We start from the raw sequence: 20,605 nt of genomic DNA, 5'->3' as shown, positions 1-20,605 counted from the left end.
CAGAGTTATAGCCAGATGCGGCCTTCGGAGTAGCTCAAAAAAGGAGAACTGTCGGCGGCAAGCCAGATGGGGCCATCCAGATCCACGAACTCTGCGTTAACCGCGACGGGCAATGCTGCATCCATGGCCAGTGACGAGCCCAGCATGCAACCGACCATGATGCGCATATTCAGCGTCCGGGCTTCATCCGCCATCGCCAGCGCTTCCGTCAGGCCACCGCACTTATCCAGCTTGATATTGATCATTTCGTAACGATCGCGTAATCCGGCAATATCCGCCCGCGTATGACAACTCTCATCGGCACAGACTGGTATGGGATGCTTAAAGCGTTGCAGGTCATGATCCTGTCCGGTGGGAAGGGGTTGCTCGACCATCGCAATATTGAAGGCCTTCAGTGCCACCAGCAGGCTTTCCAGTTCCAGCCCCGACCAGGCTTCATTGGCGTCGATAATGAGCGTGGCATGCGGTGCCGCTGCACGAATCGCCGCCACCTTCTCCAGAATCTCACTGCGGTCGAGCTTAATTTTGAGCAGGATGGCGCCTCGTGACACGGCATCCGCCGCTGCGAGAGCCATATTTTCCTGCGTATCCAGGCTAAGGGTTTCTGCCGTAATGACTGACTCAGGCTGAGAGCACGCACTCATTTGCCACAGCGTCTGATTCGCCCGGGCGGCATCAAGTCGCCACAGCGCACAGTCCAGCACGTTGCGCGCAGAACCGGCGGGTAAACGCTGTTGCAGATCATGACGGCTCAGGCCCGACTCTACCTCAGTACGAACGGCTTCGAGCATGGCCTGAACGCTATCCGGCGACTCATCGTAACGCGCCGTCGGGGTACATTCGCCCTGCCCGATGAAACCCTCCTGCTCCAGTGTGACCCGGATGACCGTCACGGCGGTTCGGGTACCGCGTGCGATAGCAAAGGGTCGCGCCAGCGGCAGCTCCACCACCTCAATCTGCAACTGTCGCATTTCAGCCACGCTCCTGAAGCAGTGCGGCGATCTCATCAATACCAAAGCGCACCGGATCCGTGGCCGGTAAGCCGAACTCAGCGCTGATTTCGGCACAATAAGCGAGCGCCTCTTCTTCACTATAATTGGAGGTGTTGATTGCAAAGCCAGCGAGCTGAACCGACTCACTGGTCACCTGCGCGGCACGCAGATTGGCTTCCACGCACGCCTGAAGGCTGACCATGGGCTGGTGTGGCAAATGACGCATATGGGGACGTCCCATTTCATGACACATCACCAGCCAGTGTGGTTGCGCACCGTGCATCAGCCCCATACTCACGCCCGCATAGGAGGGATGGAACAATGATCCCTGCCCTTCAACGATATCCCAGTGGTCCTCGTCATTCGCCGGTGACAGCGCTTCTGCGGCACCGGCAATAAAGTCAGCGATGACCGCATCCACAGCAATACCCTCCCCTGCGACCAGAATACCGGTCTGTCCCGTGGCACGAAAATCAGCTTTCATGCCGCGCGCACGCATCGCCGCTTCCAGCGCCAGAGAGGTGTACATCTTGCCCACAGAGCAGTCCGTACCCACGGTCAGGATGCGCTTACCTGAGCGCTTCTTACCGCTGCCCACACTGAGCGCCGGACGCATATGACGCAGGTCGAACAGCTCAACGCCAGCAACCTGCGCAAGCGCGACCAGTTCCGGTTCGTCCACCAGCCGATGGTGCAGACCACTGGCCACATTCATACCTGCCTGAATGGCACTTTTAATCGTTTCCAGCCAGTGTGCAGGCAGATAGCCGCCGGCATTCGCCGTGCCCAGCACCAGCGTTTTCGCGCCACGTGCTTTGGCGCCGGGAATATCCAGTTCATCCAGACCCAGACTGACCGTGCAGCCCGGCAGTTTAATTTCGCCAACGCACTGCTCCGGCCGCCAGATATGAATACCGCGCGCCGTTTTTGCCGCGAGGGGATCGGTAACATCGCCAAGAAAGAGTAAATAGGGTTGTGGGATTAGCATGTTGTCTCTCGTTTCAGCCAAAAGATCAGGTTCTGAAACCACTATTTCATGCGTTCTGAAAGGTGACGAATGCTTGTTTAGCAGGAGGGTATAACGGCAGGTTATAGCCAGAGGGAATAGTGATGATGGGTGAGTTTTTCAGGGGGTTTGGCACAGGGAATGGGTTCAAGCAAGGGGTGGGTCATAGGAAAAAGATTGCGTTCGGGCAGGCAGGATGAATATGGGCAAGGGGAGGAAATGGCTTACGGAGTATCTAACGCCGGGCCGCTGGTGAGAGCATTCATAACGAATGCCAGCGACCCTTCCGGGTTATATCAGCGCAACAAAAGAATCCCCTGCCTGAAACAGGATGTCGAAATTAATCCGTTTCTTCCGGTGCGAGGTGAAACAGCTCTTCTGCCATCGAAAGGATTCTGTCTTTATCGACTATTTTATCAACCCACTGTGCAGGAATGCCTGACAGTCCATACAATGCGCCTGCTAACTGGCCTGCGGTGGCTGCCACGCTATCAGCGTCATCAGCAAGATTTGCCGCCAGCAAAATGGCATCTTTGAAATTGTCTGTATGCCAGACAGCCCATAAGGCGGCTTCCAGTGTGTCGATAACGTAACCGGAGGAGCGAATTTGGTCACGATGCTTTTCTTTATATTCACCGGCATTGATGATCAGAGGTCTTACCATTAAAGACATTTTATGAGGCGCGAAGGCTTCATTTTTATCTAAACCATTTAAAAGGTAATGTAAAATGGAGTTTAAGTACTGACAGCTATTTATTGACTCTGGTGCTCGATGTGTTGCTATACATTGTCTTTTGGCATCACGCCAGCCATCAATGAATGATTTTCGCCTAAAAATTGCTACGGGTGCATGACGAATCAACGAGGCGTTCCCTGCTGTATCAGGGGCGGTGTTACCAATCCAATCAGTACCATGTTTAATTACTTGTTCGAGAGCATAGCGGGTCGCATTACCGATATCGAAACAAACTCCATTCGCGCTATTATGCCCCGTTTTGTACCACTGAATTAACTTTTTCCTGAATAAAGCAGTGTCACAACTTTCCTTTTCAATATACGTTTCTGCCAGACACAGTGCCATTGAGGTGTCATCGGTCCACTCTCCGGCCTTAAGATTGAAAGGACCACCGCCCACCATATCGTAAATGTGAGAACTGTCGCGAGTCTGGAATTCCAGAGTGGTCCCCACTGCATCACCAACAGCCAGTCCCATGAGTAAACCTTTGGCTTTATCTAAGGCTTCAACGTCAGAAATGTGTTGTTTCAGCGTATACATCCACTCAGGTTTTACGGGCTTTTCATCAGGCATTGGCTGATGTTCGTAAGCCATCCGGTTGATGAGTTGAGGCGATAGCTCAGGAAGTAGATGCGCATATTTCCTGGCGTATGTTCTGAGTTCAGAATCTGATAATCTTAGATCTATCATATAAATTCCTTTTCAATTGCGTGGTGGTAAAGCGCTACAACATTTCTTAGTCGTGTCTCTTCGTTGCTTAGCAAACGCTAAGGACCAAAATAGTGCATTAACGTATCCATATCATGCCAGTCATCTTGTGTAAGTGGCTGTTTCTCCATGCTGTCAAATTTGTACCTGATGCCCTTCATTGGAATTGAGTACTCATTTTTTGTTGCTAAATCCATTAACAAGAATATATCATCCTTCATATTAAGCTCAGCCTGAACGATAGTGACAATTGATTGTAGCCGTTCTGTTATAAACATCATAAGCTACATCAATGCTGCCCCAGGCCCCGCTTAAAGGTAATGAAGTTCTCGCCTGTTCCTTAAACCAACGTTTTAATCTTTGAGTTACGTCCCCAGTCAGGCTTTTCTGCTCACCCATCAACAATTTTTCTGGTGCAAAAATCCAGTGCGATATTAAAGCGGCTGAGTTCCCGGGTTCAATAAAATTGACAACCAAATAAATATCGCCACTGTTATTGCTTTTAAGTGGGAAAATAATTCTATATGAAACTGTGTCCCCGCCATTATCTGGCCATGGCTCCCAGATAAACCCAGGAGTTACCATTAACTCATGCTTAGTTATTTTTGGGGTTACAATCAACGAGTCATTAAAAACCAGTTCTCCCGCTGCGTATTTTAATCTCATATTTAAAAGATCGTCCTTGTTATTACAGATTGAGACACGATCATAACTCTGCCCTTACCTCTTCAACGACAGTCCACTAAAGAGATCCATCATAAAATCACTCTCCGTTTTAAATGAACCAGCTCCAGTTGCAGCAGGACCAGACAGTCTTCCCTCACTGACCTGGTGTTGGTGTGGAATCCGGTCATCATCATGCAGCTGATTTCGCTCCAATACGTCTATAAAAAAATAAGTCGCTGAAACGCACGATCTTTGCCGCTTTTTAGCAAAAATTAAAATAAATCTCTCTTAATAAATCTCCATCTTTTTCATCCATAGTGACATCTTTTACCCTGTTCAGGTCTGCAAGAATCCCTTTTACAGGAAGATCATCTTTTAGAATACTTTCGAAGAAATCACTTCTATTGCTTTCCGGAACATATTTATTAATTAAATAAAACAGATGCTCCCTTAACGCTTGCTGAGTCATCGTATCTACACCTAAGTGATAAATGAAATTCATAATGATAAATACGGCCTGTCTGATTCTTTATCTGACCTTGTAAGCATCATTTTCTATGGCGTTGAATATTTATAAGCATTGATTGCTGAAAGAGGTTTTGGCGGATTAATTAAGAGCAGAAGCACATAAAATGTCCCTGGCAAAACTCACATAATCAGGCCCGTATAGTACGCTTAAAATTTAGCAATGTTAATTCCATCTCTGACTTGGGTTAACAAAATGATTTCATTAGCATCAGCCGGGCTACGTTGAGCTTTGAGTGCTTCGTCCTTACTTATTTCAGACTCAATCTCTTTACTGACTAAACCGCCATCATCATATTGAATATAGAAAACTCCATCTCTTACTACGATATCAATCCCATAGTCACTAAATAGCATCTCGGTCATATAGTTCTCTTAAAATATTTATGTTCGAAGAATTAGGAAATGCCGCATCCAGCCCAGGCATTAGAAACAAACCGCGCTGCCTTAGAGGTTTTGGACTGGACGAGACCGAGCCATTACCCGGTGTAGCCGCTGTGAGGCTGTACGCTTCTGGAACGTATGGTGCTAAGCGTCACTATGCTGCAATTACTATCGTGCTGAATCGGAAATATGTTCAACATCACCAGCTTCACTCTTTAGCCGTGATGATCACTTTACTCAGGCAATCCGGATTTTTGACAGCAAAAGAAAATGTGATTACCTGACCATCCATATCCGGGGGAGATGAGTAGCTAGTTACTTCATTTTCAGATTGGCCACGAGGATAGTCACTCAACTTAACCCCCGGATAGTGTTTTCTGACATCATCAAGGGTTGTGCATTTACCATCGGGAGAAAAGCTCAGAAAAGGGGCGACGTCGCCGGATGATTTACTGACACGCAACTCAATATCAGTAATTTTCGCATCATCTTCCAGTTTTATCGAATTAGCCTGATAAATGTTGATGTAATCATTTTGGGTTTCTAATGTCAGTGCCAGCGGAAACTGAGTAAGATCTTTCACAGAGAGAGATTTAAGTGAAGCACTCAACTGAGGGATAAAGCTCCACATATCTTTATTTTGCATCTTCGCTTCTGCGAACCCGCTAAACAAAAAGAAACTCAGTATTAACAGAACACTTTTTCTTTGATGTGTCGTTTTTTTCATAAAAATCCGTGTATTCCTTATCGTAATAGACCCCAGTGTAACACTCTCCGGAAAGGATAAGGGATTGATAACCTCTTCACGTTATTACCATCTTAATGGGGTTAACCGGGCTAGCGGAGGATCATCGGTTTGAGAGGAAAGTGGAGTGTATGACGAGAGTCACGGAACGGTTGTTCCGCGATGACAGCGCTAAGGACGAGTGTCGATTATTTCATGCGACGCTGCCGGGCGACACTGGCGAGGCGTTGTGTCCGGCAGTAAATGGCAAACAGGATAAAAGCCTGCCCATTCAGTAACCAGCGAGCACCCACCAAAGCAGCGAGTGCCAGAAGTAGCCACAGACCCGAGTGGCTACCCGTAACAACGCTGTAGATCAGGAGTAACACGGTCGATATGAGCAACACCGCCCAGACGTAAGCCAGCCCCTGAACACCGGATGTATGCCCTCGCGCAAGCAGATAACTGGCGGTGAGTATCGCGCCAAGAACGACAATTGAGGGAACAAAAAAACTTAACGCGTGTATCTGTGGCGTAAGCAGAGGTAAAGCATGCAGAAACGTCAGCAAGTTAAATGCAAATGCGACCAGTAACAGCATCAGCACTAGTGCAACCGGGAAGCCGTTTTGCCGAAGAAGCGACTCAGAAGGCTGTTTAAAATAACGCTCAAGCTCTGTGGTGGAACGGGCAAGTACGGAATTATCCTGCCGTGCAATCAGCTGATCTATTTCGCGACCATGTTGCAACAGTTCAGTGAGATTACGCCCAATAAGACATGATAAAAATTGCATTAAAATACCGCCAGTGACTGGATTGTTCCTACTACATAACGCCCGGTGCGCGGCACGTTACCCGGAGCAGCAATAATACCACTGACAGCACTGACAGCCACAGCAGCTGCACTCGTGACGACCTGCGCGAGTTGCTTAACAAGTTCTTTTTGCACTGGCTCTACAGGGAAACGCTTTGGATAAAGTCCTGCACGGATGGCGGCTTTAAGCTCTTTATTACTAATACCAGGGTTTTGTGCCTTAATGATTAATTTGGTCAGGCGTGCCCGGTCCTGCCTTGGATAGTTCCTGAGCCACTCCGTTGCTTTTAAAGAAGAGACTGATTTCATCGCTCGCCATGTAGCCAGAGCTTCTTTTAATGCGCCGCCCACGCTGGCTAGTGAAATAAGGTCAAGGGACGTTGAAGTGGCAACGTACCAATCCTGAGAGTCCAGCCACGCTACGTTTTGACCACCGTTTTCGACGAGATCATAAACCTGGTAGATACCATTGACACATTGCAGGTATGTTGCGGATTTTGTTACTCAGACTTTTACTTTCTTGAAAAAATATTATGAATATAAGTCATTGGATATGATAAACCCCGAAAAGATCGCTTATTATAAACAGTATTTAATAATTTCAAATATCAGGATGCTTATTATTAATACCCAAAACTTCACGCCCCCAACGTAACTCCTCTTCTGTTTTTTTTCTTAATTCTAAAACCACATACCCTAATAGGTCTTGTAACTTATTGTTAAAGTACAATTTGAAAAAATACCTCCGATTTTTTATGTTAACAAGGAAAACTACATCATCATGATTTTCCTTCAACCCAATAATTAAGTTTTCTAAACCTATCGCATTTAGCCCTGAACGTTTAGCATTCTCATAATGAACTTTCATCAAACGCAATTCATTTTCTCTACTGCATTCAAAAGCAGCAATTTTATTATTACCGTTCTCGTTCAATAAATGCTTATAAACCTCAGGGAAATGCTTATCAATTAGCTTAGACACTTTTAAGTCAATCATGGTAAAAACACCTCCACATCGCCAAACCGAACTCCTTTCATTAATATCTCACGTTCCATCCATTCATCAAAAGAATATTCCCACGACCAAGCATCACTTGGTTTAGGCGCGCCCGTTTTCACTCTGAGCACAACACCGTCTGCTCCGGCAAATCCTCGCGCTACAGCAGGATCATCAGTCCAGGAAGTGTATGGACTATTTCCAGACACACCACCAAAGTTATGCTCTTCCGGAGATATTTTAGAAGACACATTACCCGGTACAACTTTTCCATTCAAAGCATTATCCCATTCAGGATGACCTTTATGTATCCCTCTATAATTATATTGTCCTTGTTCAGCCTCAGGTAACCGCTTGGTTGGTTTAACACTACACCTACTTAACCCCCACGGATCCACCCACCCCAGCGCATTCGGCGCATACTGGTAAAGGTTAATCCCGCCCGCCAGCCCTATCGGATCCTGCTGGGTGAACCGTCCGCTGTCCGGATCATAATAACGAAACAGATTGTAGTGCAGTCCGGTTTCCCGGTCCAGGTACTGGCCCTGCATACGCAGGTTCTGCTGAACGACCGGCATCCGCTGGCTGGACTCGCGCAGCAGTTTGCCCCACGGGCTGTTGATCCCTTCCCAGGCTTTTTGCCCTTCACCGTCAGTCAGCAGCTCCGGCATCCCGTTGGCCGCATTATGGAACCAGTAAATCTCAGGGCTTTCCACACCATCAATACGCGCCAGCGGCTCATAGCTCTGGCTGTCGCTGTAAACGTAGGTCAGCGGAATGCCGTCGTGGATCTCCTGCAACAGGCGATAGCCTTCCCAGACGAAGCGCGTCGTGACGGCGTTCCCGGACGGCCTGCCCTGTAACAGCGGCTGGCTGGTTTTACTGATACGGCGTCCCAGCGGATCGTAGCGGAAACTCACCTTAGTGCGCGGCTTGTTACGGTCACGCGGCTCGCTGATGACGTCCGTCAGGCGATGCTCACCATCGTAGCGATATCGCCAGCGGGTATGCCCGTCATCTTTCTCCGTAGTACGGCCATGGATGTCGTACTGCCAGCGGATACCGTTCAGTTCGGTGACGCGGTTATGCATGACATGCGCGGCATTATGGCGATCCAGCGGGTTGCCTGCGCCATCCCAGCGCCACTGCTCATTACCCGGCTGTGCGCCCTCCTGGGACAACAGCTGGCCGGCGTTATCGTAGTTCCATAATGTCTGGCTGAACGGATTATCGTGTAGTGATAGCGCGTCTGGCCTTCCGGCGTGGTCCGCGCCAGCAGTTGCACTGCCCGGCTCCAGTAGTAGCGATGGATGACTGACTGAGGATGCCCGGCAGCAAAGGTACGTGATACTGTGCGGCCCGCCGCGTCATAGTCGTATCGCGTAGCAACGCCAGCCAGCCCGACATGAGCCAGCAACAGAGAATCTGCGGCCCACTCGAACTGATACTGCTCGCCTTTCTCGTTTTGCAGCGCCGTCAACCGGCAACGGCTGTCCCAGCATCGCTGAACCGTCTCCCCCTCTGCATTGCGGCTGGCGATCAAGCGCCCGACAGTGTCGTAACGGAACTCACTGCGTTTGCCATCAGACGACTCATAGGCCAGCGGCGGTCCGTTCTCACTCCAGTGCAACCGCTCTTGCCATCCTTCTGCGCGTTCCATCTGAAGAGGACGGCCTGCTAGGTTATAGTGATAAGTACGTGAGATTAAACAAATCAGGCAGCATGACCTGGCATGTTGTATCTGGTAGAGAGATGAACTAAAGCCGAAAGGATCGTGGGATAACTTGCGGCCTTAAAAATTACGAACCAGACTTATATGATGAACATATATTATAAAGATCTCTCCTTAGAGCCTCTAGCTTATTATTATCTTAAATAAGTGGCACCCCCTCCTTGCTTAAAACAATGTCATTTAAACTTCCCATTCCACCAAGTAACATTTTAGCCCCTCTGACAAAATCGTCAGTGTTGTAATCAGCTACTTTGAGCAATTTATCCAGATTATTAGCAATATCATCGCCCCCATTTTTACGTAACAACATAGCTATATCTTTTAATGTTATTTTTATTTCTACAATCATAATAATAGCCATTTATCAGCAATTTTAAAACCAGGCACATCCCATAGTTTGTGAATTGTTATTTGCTAAGTGCCTCCCAAATAAAAACCATTATGGGCCCCGACCTCACCAACATAAACTTTTTTTCAGCAGGAACTCTTACCGGGTCCATCTACCTCAAAAGACCGTCAGCGAGGTGATAATAGCATAAAAGATTATCGTGGACACCCGTGTGTATATCCAGAAGGACTAATGGTTCAAGGAGCAGACAGAGTTTAAAGCCTCATTACATTTCCCTTTTACAATAAAAAGGATTAAATTTCATTACTTAATGACGAAAACCACTTTGCTTCATATTCATCCTGCTCTGATGGGTCGAAGGCTAATCCCTCATTTGCATAGTCAAATATATTAACTAAATATCCTTTACGAGCCGGAACTCCTAAACTCGTTTCATAGGCACTCAGCCCTTTAGACATTTGTCTTGTCATTCGTGAGGGGAGTACATTAACTTTAGCGCCTTTGCAATAATAAACTATATTTTTATCCAACTCCCTTATTCTTTTGAAGCACTCAAAAAAATCATCACCTTCAGCATTCAATTGATATTTACTTTCAATATTAACCTTCATGATACATTTGACACCACTTATTAGGTGAACCTCTACTTCACGCACTGCACCATCAAACATGCAGGTTAAATTTATTTTGTTTAAATTCAATCAATCCTCCGAAGAAATTTATAAAACTGATTCCTAAAAAACTGCCATTTCCTTTAACCGAGGTAACACACAAAATAACTATATTTTATGTAGCGCTAAGAGATACGACACTGAAAAAAACCTGACGGTGCGACCAGCAGCGCGATGCCTGAATCCAAAACTCACCGTCGTTTACGTCTACTCGGATTGCCTGCTCGCTCCTGTCTGCAATTAAACGACCGAAATTTTTTTGATGAGAACGATATCCTTTAACAATAAGTATTTATGTAGTTGTGAATTAAAAAGGCAATAATAAATGACGGTTACTCAAGTGGCTTGGCCGCTTAAAAAGCTATTGCCGGATAGAAAACGATAAATCATCATTGCCATGCATTGAGTAAACTTTTCCAGACTTCCTCTTCTTCAGTAGTAGGTACAGTGTAATCCTCAAACTTTTTCCTGTAATTCATAAAAAATCGATCTATGGCCCTGATTGTGACTGTTTTATTTTCCCGGCACAATTGTAACATTAGCAACATTTCTTTTAAGCTGGCAGGATCTTTTATTTCCTTTTTAAAGAAAACTTCAAGATAATATAAAACTTCATTATGCGAAAAATAATCCATCACTCCTCCGACAATATGTTTACTTCCTCGAAATGTACCATTCTATTGTCTGCACACATTTTTCGACTCCACCCTTACCAAATTTTGGCTTACATCTTGATGTCACTTTTATTAAGGGAATTGGTTAATTTCGCCCACCAGCGCAAACATTTCATCAAGGGAAAATCTTGCGCTAGACTGAGCAAGTTATAATGACAAATTCATCCCTGATTATTGCCAGCAACCTAAAAGATCTCTCCACAGTTCTTTTTCTTCTTCAATAGTGGCAACGTTATAGTCATTATATTTTTTTACATAATCCAAAAAAAGTATCTGCATGGGTCTGATAGTTACAGTTTTTTGTCTTCTAGACCCCTCTACTAACTCTCTCAGTTCACGTAGATAACTCTCATCTTTAACTCTTAATGTGAAATATTCATTAAGGTAGTCTAACACTTCATTATAAGAATCAAGATTCATTTTTGTTCTCTGGATGAATTTTAATGTCATCAAATATTACTGTTTTTCTATCAAAAATAAGTTGTGGAACCCCATTCTTTCCCTATTCTGGGTAAGCTTAGGTAAATGGTTCAAGAGGAGCCCACTCTTTATTACCAAACATTCCAGGAACTTCAGACTGAAGCAGGCCATTTTCATAAAGTTGTAAGGTGTCAAACATGACTCTTGATCTGCCATCACTCCATGAAATATCTTAAGGATCATTCGGATCACGACCTTTAATTTGGAAAGCATCACGAGTAGCACTTCCACTTTCGAATTTTTTGAAACCAAAATAGTTAATTCGCGCAGACTTAGTCTAAAGGGTTGATTCTAAAAATCTCTCTGGTGTCCCATCATCATTTAAATACCTCATGTACCTATAACCTGTTGAAGGAAGTATTGCACATGGCCCTTCTGACCCAACATAGAAATGCGATTTATCCTTATTTCCACTACTACACCGACTCAACCCCCCATGGATCCACCCAACTCAGCGCATTCGGCGCATACTGGTAAAGGTTGATACCGCCCGCCAGCCCTATCGGGTCCTGCTGAGTGAACCGTCCACTGTCCGGATCATAATAACGAAACAGATTATAGTGCAGTCCGGTTGATTCGGCCCCTGAGGTGCCTCACCCGGTGGGGCCGTCACTGAAGCGATGTTCAAAATTGCTGAAGCAAAATTACTCCAGGTACTAGCCCTGCATCCACAGGTTCAGCTGAACGACTGGCATTCGCTGGCTGGACTCGCGCAGCAGTATTGTCGTGGATCTCCTGCAGCAGACGGTAGCCTTCCCATACAAAGCGCGTCGTGACGGCATTGGCCGACGGTCTCCCCTGTAACAGCGGCTGACTGGTTTTTTATTGATGCGATGCCCAAGCGGATCGTAGCGAAAAATCACCTTTGTGCGCGGCTTGTTACGGTCACGCGGCTCGCTGATGACATTCTTCAGGCGATGCTCCCCATCATAGCGATAAGGCCAGCGGATATGCCCGTCATCTTTCTCCGGGGTACGGCCATGGATATCGTATTGCCAGCGAATACCATTCAGCTCGGTGACGCGGTTATGCATGACATGCGCGGCAGATTATCTAATGCGATGCTCAGTAGATGGCCGCTACCGTAGTAAAGCTGCTTCAAGTTGCTGCCATCCGGCAGTGTCAGTGCAGTATAATTTCCCAGTTCGTCATACTCTTAAGCCAGTTCGCCCCGCTCCCCTGTTCAGCAACAATGCGACCCAGAGCATCATATTTAAATGTAATCTACTGCTCGGCCTGCTGGCTCAAAGCTAAAACAGCCTTACAATTTGATTATTATGTCTATTTTAAAAAAATCTAAACAAATGAGATTTTATTTTTCTAAAAAACTGATCAATTGCAATACTTTTTGATACTCTTCATCATCAAATTCACCATGAGCCAAATACCCACAAAAATTCCTATATAAAAGCTCTAAATCAATGATTGAAGAACTTTCGTCTTTTAAAATATCAATTGCTGATTTGTAAAGCTTCTTTCCTTGTAATTTGTTCTTTCTCTCTACTAAGACATTCAGCTCGATTAAAACCTCAATAGCTTTATATATATTCATTTTATTATAAACTCACTTAATCTGTTCTGATTTTTGTGGATTTTGATAACTTCTTGATACTTATCAGTCCCTGACAGTCTCCCCTTTTCAAAAATTCAAGCCGGTTAGTACTTATTTGCGGAGCAGCAGCACCTTCAGTAATCCATTTCATTTTTGAGGCTTAAAAGTAGTAACCTTATCTATTTTGACGCCCCATTATTTTAGAATGGCTAGATATTTCCTTAATTCTGTCTCAGAAGTATATTTCTTATTGGTGACGTAATCAAAATCACTACCTAATCTATTTTTTCCGTGGTATTTATAAAAAATTGCATCGCCACTAACCTGTCTATAGCTGCATATAACGCACCCAGCACGATCATAGTACCGGAAAATGTTATATTGAAGACCCGTTTCGCACTCAAGGCCGCTGCTTTCCCGCTTTTTGGGACCCCAGGTGGCAAATGTGTCCTGCCAAGCGGTGTCATTCTGTGCATCCATCACCCTGTCCGGCAGATTGTTGATCTCTGTGTAATACTCATATACCTCTGCCTGCTGCTGATAGCTGTCGACCTGCGCCAGCGGTTCATAACGTTTTCCGCATACACATATTCCCCCACATCATCGGCTTTGCTGTCGATGTACTGCCCCCACCATTTGCATCACGAACCTCGCGTAAGTTGGAAGCAGTCGGGTAAAGTGACTAAGAAGAACAGATGCCCGTGACGTCGATCCTTGACGCAATGTACTGCAGTACCAGGCAAAGCGCGTGCTGGGCTAAGTCGATTTTAGCTCGGTAATAAAAGGCGGGCACCCTTTATTACCGCTCAGTACAGCATCGCGGGTAGGTGGCTGGCCGAGACAGGGCTTTAGACCGGGCAGGCTGTTATCGTCCGGGAGGAGGCGGGCTGTCTTACCCTGACGACGGGTAACTGACGTAAATGCCGAAAGTATCATTTAGACCAATTCCGGCTTTTTTAACTATATTTCCTTATAAGCTTGTTCTGCATCGATAATTATATTTCCCAACTCAAGATAAAAAGGCCATTGATCAACTATAATTCTTGATATACTTATAATCCTTTCATTTTTAGGGGGGATATTATCCGATTTGATTGTTTCTAATATAACAAAAAAAGCTTCCTTAAATTTGGAAAGTTGAGATACGGAACTTACGGATAATACTTTTGTATCTTTAGTGATAATAGCTTTATCAAGCTCACCTATAGCTTTTTGTATCTTTGCAACTGCCTTATTTACTTTTGTCATTTTCATAAATCTAATAAGTTATTGAGATCGGTTATGTATTTTTGCATCTTCCCGCCGGGCAAACCGACTCCCTGAGATGATGCCCTTCCTTTAAGAATTACAGAACCCGGCTTAACTTTAAACTGAGACACGTTAGTCATCTGATTCCATTCTGTTTTCACTGCCAGGCTTTTTGGAGTAGCAGGGAATGTCTCAAAAATATATGTACGTCTCGCCTTAGCATCGACACCATCATAATATCTTAACCCGTATTGTGAGTCAGTCGCTTTACGAAATCTGATTGAATCTATTTTGAAAGACTCCAACGTTTTCTTTCTTAATTTTCTCGGAGTGCGACTTTTTTAAATACGCTGACGCATCCTTTATATGGATCTGACTTGCTTTGGCCTATACATTTACTCAACCCCAGCGGATCAATCCAGCTGAACGCATTCGGCGCATACTGGTAAAGGTTGATCCCGCCCGCCAGCCCTATCGGGTCCTGCTGAGTGAACCGTCCGCTGTCCGGGTCATAATAACGAAACAGATTGTCGTGCAGTCCGGTTGATTCGGCCCCTTCGGTGCCTCACCCCCTTGGGGCCATCGCTGAAGCGATGTTCAAATTTGCTAAAGCAAATTTGTCCCGGTCCAGGTACTGGCCCTGCATCCGCAGATTCTGCTCCAACACCGGAACTCGCTCGCTGGATTCACGCAGCAGTTTGTCCCATGGGCTGTTGATACCTTCCCAGGCTTTTTGTCCTTTTACTGTTAGTCAGCAGCTCCGGCATTCCGTTGGCCGCATTATGGAACCAGTAAATCTCCGGGCTTTCAACTCCATCCATTTGCGCCAGCGGCTCATAGCTCTGGCTGTCGCTGTAAACGTAGGTCAGCGGAAAGCCGTCGGAGATTTCCTACAGCAGGTGAGAACCATCTAGCATAAAGCACGGGATTATGTAGCTGCCCGAAGGTATTTTCTAAATCAAATTTAGGTTGTTTTACTTATGCGACAACAGAGCTGATCTGTAGCAATAAAACCAGCGGTTAAAACCATTAATATTTTCAGATGGAGCAGTAATGAAAACCTTATTGCCAGCGGCTACAACTCCATTCTGAGTCACGTTTAACCTTCAAATATTAGTGCATCATCATGATGATTTTACACAAATATTTTACATTGAAATATAAGCAAAACATGAAGATTTAAATTAAGCTCCATTTAATGTATATCCCGCATTCAAATGCGTTTGTATCTGACTGCACTGTTATTTCTCCCCATGTAAAACTCCAAACATGACCATAAGGAGGGTTTTCTATTGTACCTTTATAATTACTAGGGTATCTATTTAGCACCCATGCAAACAATCTACTCTCTTCTCCCTTTAAAATATTTAAGTTTGCTCTTTTTTCCCAATCATTCATATTCTTAAAAAATTCACCAGTTTTGCTGGTAAGAAAAACACTACCCTTAATTGAAAAAACGGATGGTCTGAACTCCACAAAAAATGGTTCATTATGCCAAAGGACATCTTTTGAAAAAAAATAATATTTCCCAAAAGGTGTCAAATCATCAGCACATTTAAAAAATGAAGAATTAGTAAAGGCACTGTAAGAGGAAAGATCTATTTCATTTCCATCAATAAGTAAAGCTCCATTTGACTCGTCTAAATTCATTTTTTTCATATGTCAATTACTTTCCCAGGTTTCAGTTTAAGTCGGGCTTCTTCCGGAATATAGAACTGCAGCCCCCCTCCCTTACCATGTTGAGGATTAGCTTCAGCACGTCCTCTGGCTACATATATATCTTCTGTAACAGAATATGCTCTTACCTTTGAACGCATTGGATATTTTGGGTCCAATTTAACCTGCAAAGCCTCATGATAGCCAAGTGGATTACCTTTATATTGTCTGACAGTAGGATGACTCACAGTATAAGCAGGTAACTGATCTCCATTCGGATGAAGCGCATAAAGTATCGTCCCTTTTTTTATAACTGTATTCTCATAAACATCTATGAATGGATAGTTATCGTTATGTGGCCCCTGCCACTTAGTTGCTTCTTTCGCAGGGTCTTTACACTTCATCAACCCCCAAGGATCCACCCATCCCAGCGCATTCGGCGCATACTGGTAAAGGTTAATCCCGCCCGCCAGCCCTATCGGGTCCTGCTGGGTGAACCGGCCACTGTCCGGGTCATAATAACGAAACAGATTGTAGTGCAGTCCGGTTTCCCGGTCCAGGTACTGGCCCTGCATACGCAGGTTCTGATCGTAGCCCGGCATCCGCTGGCTGGACTCGCGCAGCAGCTTGCCCCATGGGCTGTTGATACCTTCCCAGGCTTTTTGTCCTTTTACTGTTAGTCAGCAGCTCCGGCATTCCGTTGGCCGCATTATGGAACCAGTAAATCTCCAGGCTTTCCATCCCATCAATACACGCCAGCGGTTCATAGCTCTGGCTGTCGCTGTATACATAGGTCAGCAAAGTGCCGTCGTGAATTTCCTGCAGCAGGCGGTAGCCTTCCCACACGAAGCGCGTCGTGACGGCGTTGCCAGACGGTCTTCCCTGTAATAGTTGCTGGCTGGTTTTACTGATACGACGCCCAAGCGGATCGTAGCGGAAACTCACCTTAGTGCGCGGCTTATTACGGTCCCGTGGCTCGCTGATGACGTCCGTCAGGCGGTGCTCACCCTCGTAACGGAAGTGCCAGTGGGTCTGACCGTCATCCTTCCCGGGTGTGATAACCATGGATATCATTTTTCCAGCGGATATAGTTCACGGCGCTTATGCATGATGTCTGAACCCGTATGGGGCAATCCAATGGGTTGCCTGCATTGTCCCGTCGCAACTGCTCAAAACCTGGCTGCAAGTCATTATAAGGCAACAAACAACCTGCATTATCGTAGTTACATGATGTCTGCTGAAAAGATATCGTCGCACTCTTCAGGGTTGAGGTTGTTACCTAAATCGAAATCAAGCCAGGGAAACCTGAATATCGCAGAGCTATTCTCATCATCAATACTCACCAGGGAGTAACTTACATCTGGCTTTTAGTTTCAGGCCTAAGGTTTGAGAGAAAAGTGGATGGTATGACGAGAGTCGCGGAATGGATATTCCGCGATAACAGCACTACAGACCCGTATGGGTTATTTCATGCGACGCTGCCGGGCGACGCTGGCAAGGCGTTGTGTCCGGCAGTAAATGGCAAACAGGACGAAACCCTGCCCATTCAGTACCCAGCGAGCACCCACTAAAGCAGCGAGTGCCAGAATCAGCCACAGGCCCGAGTGGCTAGCAGTAACAACGCTGTAGCTCAGGAGTAAAACAGTCGATATAAGCAATATTGCACAGACATAAGCCAGTCCCGCCACACCCGCTGTATGGCCTCGCGCAAGCAGGTAACTGGACGTGAGTATCGCGCCAATAACAACAATTGAGGGAACAAAATAACTCAACGCGTGTATCTGTGGACTCAGAGGAGGTAAAGCGTGCAGAAATGTCAGCAGATTAAATGCAAATGCAACCAGTAACAGCATCAGCACAATTGCAACGGGGAAGCCATTTTGCCGGGGCAGCGCCTCAGAAGGCTGTTTAAAATAGCGCTCAAGCTCTGAAGTAGATCGGGCAAGTATGGAATCATCCTGCCGTGCGATTGCCTGATCTATTTCGCGCCCCTGTTGCAGGAGTTCAGTGATATTACGTCCAATAAGCCATGATAAAAATTGCATTAAATTACCGCCAGTGACTGGATTGTTCCCACGATGTAGCGTCCGGTACGCGGGACGTTACCTGGAGCAGCAATGATACCACTGACAGCACTGCCAGCCACAGCCGCTGCACTGGTGACGACCTGTGCGAGTTGCTTAACAAGTTCTTTTTGCACCGGCTCTACAGGGAAACGTTTTGGATAAAGTCCTGCACGGATGGCGGCTTTGAGCTCTTTATTAGTTATACCCGGGTTTTGTGCCTTGATGATTAATTCAGTAAGCCGCGCCCTGTCCTGCCTTGGATAGTTCCTGAGCCACTCCGTAGCTTTTAAAGAAGAGACCGATTTCATCGCTCGCCATGTTGCCAGGGCTTCTTTTAATGCACCGCCCACACTGGCAAGTGAAATAAGGTCAAGAGACGTTGAAGTGGCAACGTACCACTCCTGAGAGTCCAGCCACGCGACGTTTTCACCACCGTTTTCGACGAGATCATAAACCCGGTAGATACCATTAATACACTGCACACCTGTTGCCGCAGCACCGGCATAACCAATGGCGACAAGCACGCCGCTACTGCCAGCCGTTATCGGCGTTGCTGAAGCACCGATAACCGCCACGCCAGCGGTGATAATCATGGCACCACAGGAAAGAACGGTCGAGGCAATCTCCGTGCCCATTGAGGTCGCGCTGACTGCTTCACTCAGTGACTTGCCCGTATCAGACGCTGTGGCTTGCTTAGGCGTTTTGGTCACAATAAGATGTGTGACGATACCACTTTGGCCATTAGGATGACGCTGACCAGGCCGGACAAGATAACGCTGTGCGCCATCTGCATAGATGATGCCAGCCTGATAAAACTCCCGGGTACAATCCATTGCTGCACCCAGCGCTTTGAAATCAAAATCAGGTGCCCCATAACCGGTTAGTCTTGCGATGTCATAACCCGGTAAGTTATTTTCGGGATTCATTCCTGGCAGGTTCATTTTATCTCCTTATAGGCTCAACAGGGTAAAAAGAGAGTTTTTTAGATATTGAAATGCGAAATGGAAAAACCATTATTACCGCACCAAAACTTCATATCATTATGCAGGTGATATAATAACAAGCTTACCTTTTTTGATTGCACAAAAAAACAGCCATTCCATTACTCAACTTTGACTCAAAAGCCCTAATAGAGGACTTGCATTCCATATAAAGAAAATATTTTAAAAATAATCATCATCTAAACATGGCAATTAAATACCCACTGTAAAGCGAAGCACAACTCGACATTCACTTGAATTAATTCAAGCATCACTGCCAAAAATTAAATAACTGCTTCCAGATTTCCATCTCCTCATCTGTAGGAAGACTAAAATCACCCATAACCTTACGATAATTCATAAAACAAACATCTATAGCCCGTATTGAAACTGTTTTATTTTTACGACTACCATCAATGATAGCGTTCATCTCCTCACGATACTCTTCATTTTTAATCCTTTTTTGGAAAAATGTTTCAAGAAAATCTAAAACCTCACTGTAGGAAAAAAATCTATCATTCTCTCTCCGGTAAAATATCGATTTTATCGAACTCTATTGCCCTATGACCAGCATACATCTGTTGGATATTTACAGCACCATATCATGGATGCTGATCATACTGTAGTAAACAATGGATGTAAGATTATTTATAATTATATTTAATTTAAGAATAACAATTTCCAATCTAATTAGAATAAAGTGACAACTATCACATTCTAGTCAGTAAAAAGAAACAAAGCCAATAAAACTTAGTTAAAGCACTCTCTTATTTTACTAAGTATACAACAATATAAAAAGGTATAAGCGCAACCACAGGATTCGCCCACCTCTTTTCATTAAGGCAAAGCCATTAATACTAAAGCAAGAATTAGTTGCTATCCAAATATGCATCGACAGACTTTTCAATTTTGCTCATTACATCCGTTATTGCATGGAGGTAATCGTTATACATCTCAGCATAGCGACGCGGAAAACCTCTTAAAGGATTATTCATAATACTGTTATTCATAACTTTAACTTTAAGCAACTTCAACTCATCAATAAATACTATTAACCTCCCTTTATTTTCGCCATTCATAACTCCTTCTATGTAAGAAGATGTCTTATCTATTTCAACCAATAGTTGTTGCTTGTTCATAGTTAATTTCTCAATTATAAAAATCTAACATCAGTTATCCAACTGACAGGATATCCGTGCGGAAGCAGTATCTGGTCCACCCCACCCTCAAGAACTGCACCAGATTTCATAATCTGCTTCTCAACTTTCCCAATCTGAAGAATCGTTCCTTTCGGGATTTTTAAAGTTGCCTCGAATTGTCTGGTATTTTTCCATTCCGGTAAAAGTGCAGCATCTATTTTCGCCTGAATTTTATTCAGCGCCGGAGATGTACCAACAAATGAGCCATCTATTTTCGCATTACCACCAAAAACGCGATACAAGGTCACATCCTCAGTTGTTAAAACTGTTTTATATTCTCCATCTTTGAAAGAATCCCTTATCCAATCAGGTAATTCTGCCTTATCAATTTCTTTATACTTTCCTTTAAGACTACACCTACTCAAACCCCACGGATCCACCCATCCCAGCGCATTCGGCGCATACTGGTAAAGGTTGATCCCGCCCGCCAGCCCTATCGGATCCTGCTG

Annotated in this window: 23 protein-coding genes and 4 pseudogenes; all 27 read right to left on the bottom strand. The window is 45.2% G+C overall.

Going from position 1 to position 20,605, the window contains the following annotated elements:
• Positions 1-5 precede the first annotated feature (5 nt).
• The gene (dgcA, locus tag Q7C21_RS17110) at positions 6-971 is read right to left on the bottom strand and encodes an N-acetyl-D-Glu racemase DgcA (protein WP_375150960.1); all 966 of its coding nucleotides are present in this window, start codon (positions 969-971) and stop codon (positions 6-8) included.
• Between the two features lies 1 nt (position 972).
• Positions 973-1,980, bottom strand: a complete 1,008-nt coding sequence (gene dgcN, locus Q7C21_RS17105; protein WP_375150959.1) for an N-acetyltransferase DgcN — start codon at positions 1,978-1,980, stop codon at positions 973-975.
• 358 nt (positions 1,981-2,338) lie between these two features.
• On the bottom strand, positions 2,339-3,424 hold the full coding sequence (tri1, locus tag Q7C21_RS17100) for an ADP-ribosylarginine hydrolase Tri1 (RefSeq protein ID WP_375150958.1): 1,086 nt from the start codon (positions 3,422-3,424) through the stop codon (positions 2,339-2,341).
• Between the two features lie 246 nt (positions 3,425-3,670).
• The gene (locus Q7C21_RS17095; protein WP_375150957.1) at positions 3,671-4,108 is read right to left on the bottom strand and encodes a hypothetical protein; all 438 of its coding nucleotides are present in this window, start codon (positions 4,106-4,108) and stop codon (positions 3,671-3,673) included.
• Between the two features lie 262 nt (positions 4,109-4,370).
• Positions 4,371-4,577 carry a hypothetical protein gene (locus Q7C21_RS17090; protein ID WP_033784561.1) on the bottom strand — a complete coding sequence of 69 codons (207 nt, stop codon included), beginning with the start codon at positions 4,575-4,577 and terminating at the stop codon, positions 4,371-4,373.
• 206 nt (positions 4,578-4,783) lie between these two features.
• The gene (locus tag Q7C21_RS17085; protein WP_375150956.1) at positions 4,784-4,999 is read right to left on the bottom strand and encodes a hypothetical protein; all 216 of its coding nucleotides are present in this window, start codon (positions 4,997-4,999) and stop codon (positions 4,784-4,786) included.
• A gap of 226 nt (positions 5,000-5,225) precedes the next feature.
• The gene (locus Q7C21_RS17080; RefSeq protein ID WP_375150955.1) at positions 5,226-5,744 is read right to left on the bottom strand and encodes a hypothetical protein; all 519 of its coding nucleotides are present in this window, start codon (positions 5,742-5,744) and stop codon (positions 5,226-5,228) included.
• Between the two features lie 206 nt (positions 5,745-5,950).
• Complete coding sequence (locus Q7C21_RS17075; protein ID WP_375150954.1) at positions 5,951-6,532, bottom strand: hypothetical protein; 582 nt, start codon at positions 6,530-6,532, stop codon at positions 5,951-5,953.
• Positions 6,532-6,861, bottom strand: coding sequence for a hypothetical protein (locus tag Q7C21_RS17070; RefSeq protein WP_375150953.1), 330 nt, complete (start codon positions 6,859-6,861; stop codon positions 6,532-6,534). Before Q7C21_RS17070 ends, Q7C21_RS17075 begins: the two co-directional genes overlap by 1 nt.
• Positions 6,862-7,153: 292 nt before the next feature.
• On the bottom strand, positions 7,154-7,549 hold the full coding sequence (locus tag Q7C21_RS17065) for a hypothetical protein (RefSeq protein ID WP_140915787.1): 396 nt from the start codon (positions 7,547-7,549) through the stop codon (positions 7,154-7,156).
• Positions 7,546-9,242: pseudogene (locus Q7C21_RS17060) on the bottom strand (RHS repeat domain-containing protein); the annotation flags it as partial. The gene Q7C21_RS17065 and the pseudogene Q7C21_RS17060, both read right to left, overlap by 4 nt.
• A 178-nt stretch (positions 9,243-9,420) precedes the next feature.
• The gene (locus Q7C21_RS17055; protein WP_375150952.1) at positions 9,421-9,642 is read right to left on the bottom strand and encodes a hypothetical protein; all 222 of its coding nucleotides are present in this window, start codon (positions 9,640-9,642) and stop codon (positions 9,421-9,423) included.
• A gap of 281 nt (positions 9,643-9,923) precedes the next feature.
• Positions 9,924-10,331, bottom strand: a complete 408-nt coding sequence (locus Q7C21_RS17050; protein ID WP_375150951.1) for a hypothetical protein — start codon at positions 10,329-10,331, stop codon at positions 9,924-9,926.
• Between the two features lie 359 nt (positions 10,332-10,690).
• On the bottom strand, positions 10,691-10,936 hold the full coding sequence (locus Q7C21_RS17045) for a hypothetical protein (protein ID WP_375150950.1): 246 nt from the start codon (positions 10,934-10,936) through the stop codon (positions 10,691-10,693).
• A gap of 210 nt (positions 10,937-11,146) precedes the next feature.
• Complete coding sequence (locus tag Q7C21_RS17040) at positions 11,147-11,395, bottom strand: hypothetical protein (RefSeq protein WP_375150949.1); 249 nt, start codon at positions 11,393-11,395, stop codon at positions 11,147-11,149.
• 476 nt (positions 11,396-11,871) lie between these two features.
• Positions 11,872-12,009, bottom strand: a complete 138-nt coding sequence (locus tag Q7C21_RS17035; protein WP_231001607.1) for an RHS repeat-associated core domain-containing protein — start codon at positions 12,007-12,009, stop codon at positions 11,872-11,874.
• Between the two features lie 102 nt (positions 12,010-12,111).
• A complete protein-coding gene (locus Q7C21_RS17030; RefSeq protein WP_003852829.1) occupies positions 12,112-12,489 on the bottom strand; it encodes a hypothetical protein in 378 nt (125 codons plus the stop codon).
• Between the two features lie 278 nt (positions 12,490-12,767).
• On the bottom strand, positions 12,768-13,007 hold the full coding sequence (locus Q7C21_RS17025; RefSeq protein WP_033762817.1) for a hypothetical protein: 240 nt from the start codon (positions 13,005-13,007) through the stop codon (positions 12,768-12,770).
• A 960-nt stretch (positions 13,008-13,967) separates the two neighbouring features.
• Positions 13,968-14,255, bottom strand: a complete 288-nt coding sequence (locus Q7C21_RS17020; RefSeq protein WP_033762819.1) for a hypothetical protein — start codon at positions 14,253-14,255, stop codon at positions 13,968-13,970.
• 391 nt (positions 14,256-14,646) lie between these two features.
• Positions 14,647-15,202: pseudogene (locus Q7C21_RS17015) on the bottom strand (RHS repeat domain-containing protein); the annotation flags it as partial.
• 232 nt (positions 15,203-15,434) lie between these two features.
• Positions 15,435-15,914: a hypothetical protein gene (locus Q7C21_RS17010; protein ID WP_071591708.1), complete on the bottom strand. Its 480-nt coding sequence runs from the start codon at positions 15,912-15,914 to the stop codon at positions 15,435-15,437.
• Positions 15,911-17,203: pseudogene (locus tag Q7C21_RS17005) on the bottom strand (RHS repeat domain-containing protein); the annotation flags it as partial. The gene Q7C21_RS17010 and the pseudogene Q7C21_RS17005, both read right to left, overlap by 4 nt.
• A gap of 171 nt (positions 17,204-17,374) precedes the next feature.
• Positions 17,375-17,956 carry a hypothetical protein gene (locus Q7C21_RS17000; protein ID WP_375150948.1) on the bottom strand — a complete coding sequence of 194 codons (582 nt, stop codon included), beginning with the start codon at positions 17,954-17,956 and terminating at the stop codon, positions 17,375-17,377.
• Entirely contained in the window at positions 17,956-18,918 is a 963-nt protein-coding gene (locus tag Q7C21_RS16995; protein ID WP_008926140.1) for a hypothetical protein, read from the bottom strand. The genes Q7C21_RS17000 and Q7C21_RS16995 overlap by 1 nt, the downstream gene beginning before the upstream one ends.
• A gap of 310 nt (positions 18,919-19,228) precedes the next feature.
• A complete protein-coding gene (locus Q7C21_RS16990; RefSeq protein WP_231001685.1) occupies positions 19,229-19,387 on the bottom strand; it encodes a hypothetical protein in 159 nt (52 codons plus the stop codon).
• A gap of 439 nt (positions 19,388-19,826) precedes the next feature.
• Positions 19,827-20,096 carry a hypothetical protein gene (locus tag Q7C21_RS16985; RefSeq protein ID WP_008926138.1) on the bottom strand — a complete coding sequence of 90 codons (270 nt, stop codon included), beginning with the start codon at positions 20,094-20,096 and terminating at the stop codon, positions 19,827-19,829.
• Positions 20,097-20,110: 14 nt separating this feature from the next.
• Positions 20,111-20,605 (bottom strand): annotated as a pseudogene (locus tag Q7C21_RS16980) (type IV secretion protein Rhs); the annotation flags it as partial.

The organism is Pantoea sp. ANP04 (genome assembly GCF_041982285.1).
GTDB classification, from domain to species: domain Bacteria; phylum Pseudomonadota; class Gammaproteobacteria; order Enterobacterales; family Enterobacteriaceae; genus Pantoea; species Pantoea eucalypti.
Note: the sequence above shows the minus strand (reverse complement) of the source record. Positions and strands in the feature narration are given on the sequence as shown.